The following is an 11337-nucleotide window of genomic DNA, read 5'->3' on the forward strand; positions in this document are numbered from 1 at the left end:
CTTATGATTGTTATCGCTCCCGTCCTCAAACCTATTAGCCAGATTCAGCTTACTCCCGGTAGTGTCGTAACTATTCCCAATATAACTTGGCTCGAATTCGAGTCGATTTTGGAAGAATTGGGAGAAAAGCGATCGGCACGAGTTGCTTACAGCAAAGAAACTTTAGAAATTATGGTTCCTTTACCCGAACACGAAAGACCCACAGATTTAATCTCTGATATTGTCAAAATTTTACTCAAGTCTGCGGGTAGAAGATACGAACCATTTGGTTCTACTACTTTCAAGCGGGAAGGTGCAGCGGGAATTGAACCTGATGCTTGCTTTTATATTCTAAATTATCAGCGGATGATTAGTCGTCGCCGACTTTTGCCGGACGATCCGCCGCCGGATTTAGCAATTGAAACGGATGTAGCTTCTAAAACTACGCTCGATGCTTATCTAGCTATTGAAGTTCCAGAAGTCTGGGTTTACGACAGCGGCAGACTTCGCATCTATTTGCTGCAAGAAGGAGAGTATGTAGAATCGGATATTAGTCCGAATTTTCCAGGAATTGCGATCGCCAAACTGATTCCTTCTACAGTGGAACGTGCTTTGCAGGTAGGAAGTTGTCAAGCGCTAGAAGAATTTGAAAGTGCGATCGCCCGATAGTCCCAAACTTTAAATCGCGATCGATCGTTGACTTTTAATGAAATCCTAAATGTCCGTTAGCGAAGCCCTCGAAGAGGATCGCACTTTACCAACTGAGTCAAAAGAGCGTTAGCGAAGCCCTCGAAGAGGATCGCACTTAATCACCCATCTTGTACCATCCAAACTAGCATTCCCAAAATTTGCTCCAGCGGAACCAAGGCATAATCATTAAGATCCAGTGATACAGTTTTTTCCTCCAATTTAAGAAATCGCCACTGCGTACCGTTGCTAACACTCCCATAAACAACAGGAATTGGTTTTCCCTTCGCTTCATTAAACTTCTGCATTGCTACCATTTCGGCAATACACTGTCCAATTCCTGTTTTTAAATCTGCTTTTTTAGCTTCAACAACTGCGACTGCTGGTGCTTCAATTTCTAACATTTCTGAAGAGCGACTAATCAAGAAATCACAAATTCCATTCAGTCCTTGTTTGAAATCTACGGTAAAGTCTTCTCCCGAAAACAAGCTAATCTTCTCCTGCAAAATCTTTCTGACTTCGAGCAGTACGGGGGTAATAATCATTTCCGATCGCGCTTTTTCACTTCCTGTCGCCACAGCTACGGGTAAACTGTGCGCCAAAAAATCTGTCAGGGTTGCACTTGGAGCGATCGGAGTTATTTGCGGTAGAAATCGCGGGCCTTCTACAGTTGTTAATCCAAAGGCTTGTTTGACTTTGACAATTGTGGTGAACTCGCTGTAAGACATCGCTCAATTTCTCCTAATACCTATTGGCGCCATTTTTTCAACCCCCACAGGTCGATAAATTGTATCCCTTTGCTGATAATCTCGCCCCAAAGAACTAATCGCATTTTGCAAATCTTCTACAGATTGACAACCGCCGCCAACCGCACCTGCCATCGTGGTAATGTGTTCTTCCATCAATGTGCCGCCGATGTCGTTGCAACCCCATTTTAACGCTTCTTTAGCTCCGTCTAAACCTAATTTCACCCAACTCGGTTGGTGATTGGAAATCGTATTTCCCAAGAAGATTCTCGATACTGCGGTGAGCAACAATGTATCTGCTAAAATTGGTTGATCGCGGCCGACTCGACTGCGTAAAGGGGCTGGTGCTTCTTGCCCGACAAAGGGCAGTAAAATGAATTCTGTGATGCGAGCTGGATAGTTGTTGTTAATGGCACTTTGTTGGAGCGATCGCACTTTTTCTAAATGCAAAACCTGCTGCCCTGCCGTCTCAATATGCCCGCAAAGCATCGTACTCGTTGTCGGCAAACCTAAGCTGTGAGCAGTTCCTACGATTTCTAGCCAAGTTGCCGAATCTAGTTTTTCCGGGCAAATCACCCGTCGCACCGCATCGTCGAGAACCTCCGCCGCAGTACCAGGTATCGAACCGACTCCCGCATCCCGCAAAGCCGAAATTACATAGCTGAAACTAAGACGATCTTGTCTGGCAATAAATTCTATTTCTTGGGGCGAAAAAGCGTGCAAGTGTAACTGCGGAAATTTATCCTTAATAGTTTTCACTAATTGCAGATAATAAGGCAAAGATCCGCCATTAAGCTTTGCTTGAAGATTTAAGCCGCCCTGCATACAAATTTCCGTCGCACCCCGCTGCACTGCATCTGTTGCCTTGTCCTGAATTTGGGCTGTATCTAACCAAAAAGCGCCCTCATCTCCGTCGTCGCGGCGGAATGCACAGAAACTGCAATGCTGCTCGCAAATATTGGTGAAATTAATATTGCGGTTGATAACATAAGTAACAATATCGCCTGATTGTCGGTGGCGGAGCAAGTCAGCGGTTGTTTGAATAGAAGCGATCGCATCTGGCTCTCTTTGCTGCAAAAGTACCAATGCCTCTGCGCTAGAGATGTTATAAAGTTGTAAAGCGCGATCGAGAATTGCATCAACAGTTTTATTTTCCGATTCAGTCACAAAATCCACCACTAAAATTAACGGCTTTTTATATCTTAACAAATCAACTATGGACGAAACAGATTCTAAAGTATAAAGTCGTAAAAAAACATCTTTTCATTTTAAGAAACGGTAACTATGAGCGTCAACGAAGCAAATCACCTGTTGCCAGTGCCGTCTGGGCCTTTGCAAATTCCTGCTGTAGGGACTTGTGGTTCAACTTTTGCAGAAGATACACAGCCAATTTATTTTTCCTTGGTGATTCCCACCTACAACGAGTGCAAGAATGTCAAAAGTATTGTGGAACAATTGAGCAAGTTGCTTGATGGCAGCATTCCCGGCAACTACGAATTAATTGTAGTCGATGACAACAGCCCCGATCGCACCTGGGAAGTTGCCCTGTCCCTGACGGCCGAATATCCGCAATTGCAGGTGATGCGCCGGGAAGACGAGCGTGGACTTTCGACAGCGGTAATTCGCGGGTGGCAGGCTGCTCGGGGCGAGGTTTTGGGTGTCATCGATGCCGACTTGCAGCATCCGCCGGAGACGCTATTGCAGCTTTTAGCAGAAATTCAGCGGGGGGCAGATTTGGCCGCTGCGAGCCGCCACGTAGCCGAGGGCGGGGTGAGCGACTGGAGCGTTGTCAGGAGATTTTTGTCGCGGGGCGCTCAAACTGTTGGATTGATTATACTGCCTGGAGTCGTCGGTAGAGTTTCCGATCCAATGAGCGGCTATTTTATGGTGCGTCGCAGTTGCATTGCCGGCCAAACCATGAATCCTGCGGGTTACAAAATCTTGATTGAAGTGCTCGGTAGGGGAAATATCCGCTGGATTGGAGAAGTTGGTTATGTATTTCAGGAGCGGAAAGAAGGCGAGAGCAAAGTTACTGGGAAACAGTATATTGAGTATTTGCGACATTTGTTCATATTGCGGTTTGCCCGCTGGCCAGTGGGTAAGTTTCTGCGATTTGGCATCGTGGGTTTCAGCGGTGTGTTTGTCAATATGGGGGTTTTGTACGTGCTGCGAAATAGTCTGCATTTGGAGCTGACTCGCAGTCTAATTATTGCTGCTGAATTAGCAATTATTAGTAATTTTTTGTGGAATGATTTGTGGACTTTTGGGGACATTTCTAAGCGGCAACCGGGAAATCGCCAGCGTTTCAAACGCCTGTTGAAGTTTAATACAATTTGCTTGATGGGTTTGATTTTGAATGTGCTGCTGGTTAATTTGATGTTTAATGTTTTTGGCATCAATGAATATTTGGCTAATTTAATTGCGATCGTGGCTGTGACTCTTTGGAATTTCTGGATCAACATGAAGCTGAGCTGGCGGGTAACGGAAGTTGACAGTTGACAGTTGATAGTTGACAGTTGACAGTTGATAGATGAAACGCGATATTTTTAGACTGTTTACAATTGACCGCAGACAGGAAGGCTTTTAAACAGTTGATAGTTGACTGTTGAGAACTCTCAACTATCAACCCTCAATTATCAACTATAATAACTTTTCTTCCCTATGCCTTGGAATGAATCAATTAATTAATGATTAAATACAGACAACTGTTGCTGTTATTGCTGTGGACGGCGATCGCCCTAATGCTACGTTTTGCCAATTTGGACTCGAAACCGCTGTGGACGGATGAGTTTTCGACTCTGGTGTTTAGTTTGGGGAACAGTTTTCGCGGGGTGCCGATCGATCGCCCGATCGCACTTTCGACTCTACTACAACCGCTGCAATTGGGCCCGGATGCTGGCATTGCAGATGTTCTCAAGCATTTGCTGGTGGAAAGCAACCATCCGCCAGTGTATTTTATGGTAGCCCACTGGTGGATGCGGCTGTTTGCACCGACTGAGGATAGTTTAGTGTGGATTGGGCGATCGCTTCCGGCATTATTAGGAGTGATTTCAGTTCCAGCTATCTACCTTTTAGGCAAATTTGCGTTCAATTCTCGTTTAGTCGGTCAATGTGCGGCTGCGATGATGGCAGTTTCTCCCTACGGCATTTATCTCGCTCAAGAAGCCCGCCATTATACCTTAGCAATTTTATTAGTTATTGCGTCTCTTTTTTGCTTGACAGTAGCTGCAAAAAAGCTGCAACAGCGCGCTCCAATGCCTATCTGGACGGTGCTATTTTGGATAATTGTTAATTGTTTGGGAATTGCGGTTCACTACTTTTTTGCCTTGACTTTGTGTGCGGAAGCCATAGCATTAATTGCTGTAATCTGGCAGCAGTTTCATGGAAAATTGGCGCTTTCAGAGAGTCAGCAGCCGAATATTTGGCAATTTCAAATCCTCTGGCGGCTTTTTGCAGTAGCGCTGGGGACTGTAGCGGGCGGTTTAGTTTGGCTACCGATATTTTTGTCGAATAAATACGGTAGCGAGCTCACGAATTGGATTGTCAGTGGCGATCGCACATTTGTAGATTGGATTGCGCCGATTTTCCAAGCTTTGGCGGGATGGATCGCTGTGATATCGCTGCTTCCGGTGGAATCGTCAAATCTGGCCGTGGTGGTTGGATCTGCGATCGTAATGGCAATATTTTTGATCTGGGTGCTTCCCATCCTGTTTAACGCTGTGAAAAATGCCTTAAAAACCACCGATACTCATTTAGGTACTGTTATTTTTGGCGGATTTGTGCTAGGAGCAATTTTCCTATTTTTCAGCTTTGCATACATTCTAGGAATTGACCTAACTCGCGGCCCTCGATACAATTTCGTCTACTTTCCGGGAGTGATATTAATATTAGGAGTAACTTTAGCATTTATTTATGACACACCTACAATAAAAACTCGATGGTTTAATTTACCTGCTGTAGAATTTACTGGCAAAAAAGCAGTTCTGCTAATTTTAGTAATGGGTTTTGTCAGCAGTGTAACAGTAAATTCCAATCTCGGCTATCGCAAATATTACAAACCAGACTTGTTAATTCCGATTATCCGCGAAGTCTCGCAAGTTCCCGTGTTAATTGCTACTACTCAAAAAACTCATGTAGAAATAGGAGAGTTGATGGGGATAGGATTGGAATGGGAAAAGAGTCAGAAGGAAGAAGGAAGAGGGAAGAAGGAAGAAGGAAGAGGAAAGAAGGAAATTAAAGCCTTTGATTCTCCACAGTTTCTTTTAGTTAAGCAGAGAAGGGAATCGCCGGAAATTGTGGCAGGGATACTTGACAAGACACTCAGTCAATTGGAACGTCCGCTAGATTTGTGGTTAGTAAATTTTCGCGCGCCCGTAAATTTAGCAGCACAAAAGTGTCAGATTGAATCTCGCGACTTGTCACCTGTTGATGGTTATGAATATCAAGTTTATCACTGTTCTTAAATTACCATTTATTCCTCAAATATCCCTAAATCCCCCTTAATAAGCAGGGCGATTTTATTATCGTCAGACAAATTAGGTACGTAGTTGCGCTTCAGCGCTCTTAATAATATCAGGAAAAAGCGCCCAAGCCCAACTAGGCAGCGCAGTTTTAAAATTAGGTACGTTGTTGCGCTTCAGCGCTCTTAATAATATCAGGAAAAAGCGCCCAAGCCCAACTAGGCAGCGCAGTTTTAAAATTAGGTACGTAGTTGCGCTTCAGCGCTCTTAATAATATCAGGAAAAAGCGCTTTGCAGTACAATCAGGAATGTTCGATCGAACGCTAACAGTCAGCGGCAAAATACTTAATTAAGACGCTCATCACTTCACCTCGATTTTGAGTCGGAACAAACGGACTCCAGTCAGTAGCGCAGGCAAAATTATCGCGATGAAAAGAATGAATGACGCGGGAAACAACAGGGCGAGAACTGATAATGAACAGTTTCAAGAGTTCTCGGTTAACTGAATTGGGCAAGTTTGGTTCCTTAGCAGGGCGCCCAATGAGTTCGGTAGTTGGATTTTCTGTCCCAATCTCGAAAGCAAGTATTAATTCGGTATTGGGTAGCAGTTGTCGGATGACTTTCAGGGAAGATTCTGCTTCGCTGCGGCTGCGAAATTGTCCGATGGGTAAGCGCTGAAAGTTGGGCAGCAGTCGGTAAATAATCCAGGAATTCGTAGTTTCTGGGGTGTTCATGGCTGTATTCTAAATTGGGTATGTTTGCCCACAGGAAAGTGACAGACTTGCACCTTTGATTTTTAGTGCATTCTGTTTTGACTATGGCTGTGCCTACCGCAATTAATTTAATCGCTCAAATTAATCACTTAAAGTAGACTGCTATAATAATATGGTAAAAAAAAGGCAACGTCAACGGCAACTAGAAAACGAGTTGCCTTTTCGGAGACTGCGAGAGGACGCTAACTTGAGCCAAGAAGAGTTGGCTGTGCGGATGGGGGTGTCGGCTTCGTCGGTGCGGCGATGGGAAAAGGGAGACGAACCTACGATGACTATTCGGCAAATCAGGGATTTTTGCCGTTTGGTGGGGGTATCTTTTGATGAGTTGCCGGATTATCTCAGTCGGTGGGTAGATGAGGAGGAGTCATAGGAGGTCGATCGGGCGATCGCGCTTTCGCTTAAAATAAGTACGTTACTGAAGCTGATTAAGACGATGAAAGTGCAAGTTTTGTCAGTTAAACCTGCGACATAAGCAGTTAATCTAGAAACTCGTCAAAGGGCGATCGCAATTGTTGAGAAATTACCAGCAGCTATGCTGGATGAGGCAGTTAAGTTTCTGGAATCTTTGTCTGTTAAGGCTAATTTGCTTGAATAGCGATGTTTTTTTCAATCCTGTCTGACGCTATCGGGCACGCCCACCGCCGAAATACCCGATATCGCCCTTAAATTTTGACACCGAATCAACTCGTTGAAATCCAAAGTACGCTGTTCTATCTGCGCCACAGATTCGATCGCCCCCAGGAGATGTCCCGCCGCCTCAGATTCACTGTAACCGCGCCTTCCCGCCACCCGAATCGCCGTTTCGTCGGCATCTAATTCTACTTGCGAACTGCGGTTGTCGCGCCAAATTCGAGTCATCGCCAGCCCCGTCAACCCACCGGCGATCGCAATTCCGATCGCATCTCCCTGCAACAATTCTACAACAGTGCCGAGAATACCCGCCACAGCCGCCCCTTGATAAATATCCGGCTTAAACCACTTGAAATTGCCCAGAAAACTTACAGTACGCAATAGCAGTAAATCCCGCTGCGGCTTAGATAGCAGGCGCCACAAATCAAAATTAATATAAATCGGGCGAGATTGATGCCAAGGTAAAGGAAAATCGCAATTAATTACCGTCGATTGTTGAGGTTTATTAATAATTTTACAAGTCATGCGGCCCGAGGCGGGCATCACATCTAACAGGCGGCGAATTTCTGGTTCTGGATTCATAGATTTTTGGGGTAATTGGTAATTGGTAATTGGTAATTGCAAAAAAAACAATCTTATCTATCAGAGACTCGTAGGGGCGGGTTCACCAACAATATTTAACTCCCATCAATAACCTACATAAACCCGCCCCCACACAACCAATAAACTACATCAAATTATCTATCAGGGACTCGTAGGGGCGGGTTCACCAACAATATTTAACTCCCATCAATAACCTACATAAACCCGCCCCCACACAACCAATAAACTACATCAACTTTGATTTCGCTCCAATACGAAAATATAACTGTAACATTACTTACGCCATAGGCACAAAATAAAGGTTAATTTTTAAGTACGTTGTTGCGCTTGGGCGCTCTTTCATACATATATAATAAAGTGAGTGAGGGCGGGTTTTAAAGATTGTCAATAATTGACAAATATTGTTGGTTGACCCGCCCATACAAGTCCTTATAAGATATTATAGCGGTTCTCAGAAAGATGAGGTACGTTGTTGGGCTTGGGCCCTCTTGGTTTCAGTGGTTATATAACCTGTCAGTCATACCTCACCTTTTTGAGAAATTTAGGAGATTCTTGAGCTTTCGGAGCAGCTTTTTCACCCTTCGGCAAAGGCTTCGGGCTGGCAATTGCTGGGGCAACTGACGGCTTCGGACTTGCGGCGGGAGATGCGCCCGACTTCGGCAAAGCAGGAGCGCTAATCGGGGCAGTAGGCGGTGTCTTAGTGCCTAAAATGCTGGAGTCTCCGGTGTCAAATAATCCGGCGATGCAGGCAATCATCATTGTAGCTAAGGTGCCGACAAATAAGGCTTTCCAACCGAGTTCGGAAATGTCTTTGCGCCGAGAAGGAATTAGGGCGATTGTACCGCCGACAAATATGCCGACGGAGGCTAAGTGGGCGAAACCGGAAAGGGCGTAACTGACAATTAATACTGTGCGATCGCTAATCAGTCCTTTTGCGGCCGCTTCTGCTAACATTCGATATGGTGGAATTGCTGTTAGATACAGCCTTTGTCCGATAATTTCTGAAGCTATCCAAGAGTCCTTAAAGGGAACTCCGGTTAACAAAGTCAGTGGGTAAAATAATATTCCTGAACCCTTTCGCAGGGTTTCGGCTCCCAAAATTCGATCTATTAAGAAAACTAAACCCACGATTAAAATCAAAACAGCAGCGATCGACACTGCCATTTTTACACCGTCTAAAGCGCCGATAATTGCTGCATCTAACGGGCTGACACGCTCGATAGGTTCTCCGCCAACTGTCTCTTGTTTGGGGAGATAGCCGTCATTTTCAGCAACTTCTTCGCCCACCAATTCACGCCCTTGAGGCTTCGGTTTCTCCTTCGGAATGCCTCCCATTGTCAAGGGAGTTTCTGTTTCGGGAACTAAGATTTTTGAAAGGACGAAGCAAGCGGGAATTGCAATAATTGAGGCAGAAACTAAATGCCCCAAAATATTTGGGAAAACTGGTTTGAGGACGCTGACATAAATTGCTAAAGTTGAGGATGCAGCGGTTCCAAAACAGCAAGATAAAATGGCACAAAGTTCGGAACGAGTCATTTTTGCCAAATAAGGCTTGACCACAATTGCTGCTTCTATACCTACGAAAATATTAGCGGCTCCGCTGAGAGCTTCCGCGCCGCTCAAGCGCATTGTTAAGTAAAAGATTTTAGCAAAAAAATTGGTGATAATTTGAATGACGCCGATGTTCTCTAGCAGTGCCATTAATCCTGAGAAAAAGATGACTGTCGGCAATGCTCGAAAGGCGAAAATATATCCTAGATTAATGGGCGGAGCTTTAGCTGGATCTGGTAGCGGTACAATGTTTTCGCCGAATACAAATCTAGCTCCAGTATCAGCGGCCATAAATACGACATCAAGCAAGCTGGTAAACCACTCTAGGGCGATGCGAGTTGGGGGAAATAGGAATACTAAAAATCCTAAGACTAATTGTAGGCCAATGCCCCAGATGATGACGCGCCAAGGTATATAGCGAACTTGGCGGTTTTCTGAGAAAATCCAGGCGATCGCACACAAGCCAAAGATGCCCAGAAATGAGATAAAGTTGTAGATAGACATGAGCCTAGTCCTTGAAATAGCTGAGAATGCCGATCGACGGCTTACACCACATCAGTTATACTATTCATCGGACGGCAAATGCCAAAAAAATAACTGTCATAGGAATTACGCACTCAACAGCGTACTTATGTCATAACTTATGCCGTTGCGAGCTCTACGGATCTTTAGCAACCCTTGATTTGCCTACTTAACAGCAGTTTAGATAGAAACACGCAACACATGGAAGCTTTTGCTCCACATCCTCCCGAATGGACTGCGGCGGCGGTTCACGCTACTGAGTTTTGCTGTCCCAAGTGCGCTGCTAGCTGCACGGATGCCCATGAGGTCTGGATTAATCGTCGATCGCCAGTATACACCGAGTCCAACCGCCGCAAGTGGCAAGAATTTTACCGCTGCCAGTGCGGCGCCGTGTGGTGGGCTTGGAGTAATGACAGGCCTCCTTCGGAACTTGTCCGCAGCGATGAGAGCTCCGATGAGGGCTCCGATGATGATTTTTAGAAGGTTGAGTCGATTTTCGATTCTGAGAAGGAATATATGTCTAGAAAAATTGGATTTGCTCTGCTTTGGATTATATTCAGCACCTACGCCTTTGTATTTGCGCCACCCGACAACCCCGACACCATCACACTAATTACCAACCTTTCCACAGGCAAAATAGCAGGCATCAACCCTTTAATTGTAGCTTTGTTTAACATCATGGGAGTCTGGCCGCTGATTTACAGTTGCGTCTTATTTGCCGACGGCAGAGGGCAGAAAATACGAGCATGGATTTTTGCAACTTTATCATTTGGCGTCGGTGCATTTGCCTTGCTCCCTTATTTAGCCCTGCGCGAACCGAATCCAGAATTTTCTGGCACTAAAAATATTTTCTTAAAAATATTAGACTCCCGTTTTACTGGGATTGTCCTAACATTAGGCGCTGCTGCGTTGGTTGCTTTTGGCTTGACAAAAGGCGATTGGTCTGATTTTGTTGGGCAGTGGCAAACCAGCCGTTTTATCCACGTGATGAGTTTAGACTTTTGTCTGCTTTCCCTGCTATTTCCTGCTTTATTAACCGACGATATGGCGCGCCGAGGAGTGCAAAATTCAATAGCATTTTGGGCAGTAACATTAGTGCCCCTGTTCGGGCCATTGGCTTATCTGTGTACCCGCCCACCGCTGCCTGAAAATAATCCTAAAATTGTTACAAATTAGACAGCAGTGCAGGAAATGCTCAGTTTAATCTAGGAATTGAGCGTCATAATGGAAGAAACAGGCAAGATGCCTGTTCCACAATGAGTAAATTTTCTTGTAGCATGGGCTTCCAGCCCGTGCAAAAAACAGGCAAGATGCCTGTTCCACAATCAGTAAATTTTCTGGTGGCATGGGCTTCTAGCCCGTGCAAAAAACAGGCAAGATGCCTGT

At 45.0% G+C, this 11337-nt stretch carries 11 protein-coding genes; 6 read left to right on the forward strand and 5 right to left on the reverse strand.

What is annotated here, in order from left to right:
• The first annotated feature begins 3 nt into the window (after positions 1-3).
• A complete protein-coding gene (locus JGK36_RS17350) occupies positions 4-648 on the forward strand; it encodes a Uma2 family endonuclease (RefSeq protein ID WP_293174440.1) in 645 nt (214 codons plus the stop codon).
• Between the two features lie 140 nt (positions 649-788).
• On the opposite strand, the gene JGK36_RS17355 is transcribed toward JGK36_RS17350, so the two are convergent.
• Both JGK36_RS17355 and cofH read right to left on the reverse strand, forming a co-directional pair.
• Positions 789-1394 (reverse strand): hypothetical protein, encoded by a 606-nt coding sequence (locus tag JGK36_RS17355; protein ID WP_293174443.1) that lies wholly within the window; start codon positions 1392-1394, stop codon positions 789-791.
• A 3-nt stretch (positions 1395-1397) separates the two neighbouring features.
• Positions 1398-2579 carry a 7,8-didemethyl-8-hydroxy-5-deazariboflavin synthase subunit CofH gene (cofH, locus tag JGK36_RS17360; protein WP_293174446.1) on the reverse strand — a complete coding sequence of 394 codons (1182 nt, stop codon included), beginning with the start codon at positions 2577-2579 and terminating at the stop codon, positions 1398-1400.
• Positions 2580-2696: 117 nt separating this feature from the next.
• On the opposite strand from cofH, the gene JGK36_RS17365 reads away from it, so the two are divergent.
• Both JGK36_RS17365 and JGK36_RS17370 read left to right on the forward strand, forming a co-directional pair.
• Positions 2697-3911, forward strand: coding sequence for a glycosyltransferase (locus tag JGK36_RS17365; RefSeq protein WP_293174449.1), 1215 nt, complete (start codon positions 2697-2699; stop codon positions 3909-3911).
• A gap of 188 nt (positions 3912-4099) precedes the next feature.
• The gene (locus JGK36_RS17370; protein ID WP_293195642.1) at positions 4100-5875 is read left to right on the forward strand and encodes a glycosyltransferase family 39 protein; all 1776 of its coding nucleotides are present in this window, start codon (positions 4100-4102) and stop codon (positions 5873-5875) included.
• A gap of 320 nt (positions 5876-6195) precedes the next feature.
• On the opposite strand, the gene JGK36_RS17375 is transcribed toward JGK36_RS17370, so the two are convergent.
• Positions 6196-6606, reverse strand: a complete 411-nt coding sequence (locus JGK36_RS17375) for a hypothetical protein (RefSeq protein WP_293195644.1) — start codon at positions 6604-6606, stop codon at positions 6196-6198.
• Between the two features lie 151 nt (positions 6607-6757).
• Between JGK36_RS17375 and JGK36_RS17380 the strand changes: the two genes are divergently transcribed.
• The gene (locus tag JGK36_RS17380) at positions 6758-7015 is read left to right on the forward strand and encodes a helix-turn-helix transcriptional regulator (RefSeq protein WP_293195646.1); all 258 of its coding nucleotides are present in this window, start codon (positions 6758-6760) and stop codon (positions 7013-7015) included.
• A 236-nt stretch (positions 7016-7251) separates the two neighbouring features.
• Here JGK36_RS17380 and JGK36_RS17385 read toward each other — a convergent pair whose 3' ends face one another.
• Positions 7252-7857 (reverse strand): DUF3318 domain-containing protein, encoded by a 606-nt coding sequence (locus JGK36_RS17385; RefSeq protein ID WP_293193440.1) that lies wholly within the window; start codon positions 7855-7857, stop codon positions 7252-7254.
• Positions 7858-8391: 534 nt separating this feature from the next.
• Entirely contained in the window at positions 8392-9933 is a 1542-nt protein-coding gene (locus JGK36_RS17390) for a nucleoside transporter C-terminal domain-containing protein (protein ID WP_293201015.1), read from the reverse strand.
• 219 nt (positions 9934-10152) lie between these two features.
• On the opposite strand from JGK36_RS17390, the gene JGK36_RS17395 reads away from it, so the two are divergent.
• Together JGK36_RS17395 and JGK36_RS17400 are read left to right on the forward strand one after the other, a co-directional pair.
• Positions 10153-10431: a hypothetical protein gene (locus JGK36_RS17395; protein WP_293195650.1), complete on the forward strand. Its 279-nt coding sequence runs from the start codon at positions 10153-10155 to the stop codon at positions 10429-10431.
• 36 nt (positions 10432-10467) lie between these two features.
• Positions 10468-11127, forward strand: a complete 660-nt coding sequence (locus tag JGK36_RS17400) for a DUF2834 domain-containing protein (protein WP_293174466.1) — start codon at positions 10468-10470, stop codon at positions 11125-11127.
• Positions 11128-11337: the final 210 nt, after the last annotated feature.

Source organism: Microcoleus sp. PH2017_35_SFW_U_B, from assembly GCF_020737865.1.
Lineage (GTDB): Bacteria > Cyanobacteriota > Cyanobacteriia > Cyanobacteriales > Microcoleaceae > Microcoleus.

Bases quoted from the DNA above. Each gene is read 5' to 3' on its own strand.
- JGK36_RS17350 (WP_293174440.1), top strand. From the start codon at position 4: ATGATTGTTATCGCTCCCGTCCTCAAACCTATTAGCCAGATTCAGCTT.
- JGK36_RS17355 (WP_293174443.1), bottom strand. From the start codon at position 1,394: ATGTCTTACAGCGAGTTCACCACAATTGTCAAAGTCAAACAAGCCTTT.
- JGK36_RS17365 (WP_293174449.1), top strand. From the start codon at position 2,697: ATGAGCGTCAACGAAGCAAATCACCTGTTGCCAGTGCCGTCTGGGCCT.
- JGK36_RS17370 (WP_293195642.1), top strand. From the start codon at position 4,100: ATGATTAAATACAGACAACTGTTGCTGTTATTGCTGTGGACGGCGATC.
- JGK36_RS17375 (WP_293195644.1), bottom strand. From the start codon at position 6,606: ATGAACACCCCAGAAACTACGAATTCCTGGATTATTTACCGACTGCTG.
- JGK36_RS17380 (WP_293195646.1), top strand. From the start codon at position 6,758: ATGGTAAAAAAAAGGCAACGTCAACGGCAACTAGAAAACGAGTTGCCT.
- JGK36_RS17385 (WP_293193440.1), bottom strand. From the start codon at position 7,857: ATGAATCCAGAACCAGAAATTCGCCGCCTGTTAGATGTGATGCCCGCC.
- JGK36_RS17390 (WP_293201015.1), bottom strand. From the start codon at position 9,933: ATGTCTATCTACAACTTTATCTCATTTCTGGGCATCTTTGGCTTGTGT.
- JGK36_RS17395 (WP_293195650.1), top strand. From the start codon at position 10,153: ATGGAAGCTTTTGCTCCACATCCTCCCGAATGGACTGCGGCGGCGGTT.
- JGK36_RS17400 (WP_293174466.1), top strand. From the start codon at position 10,468: ATGTCTAGAAAAATTGGATTTGCTCTGCTTTGGATTATATTCAGCACC.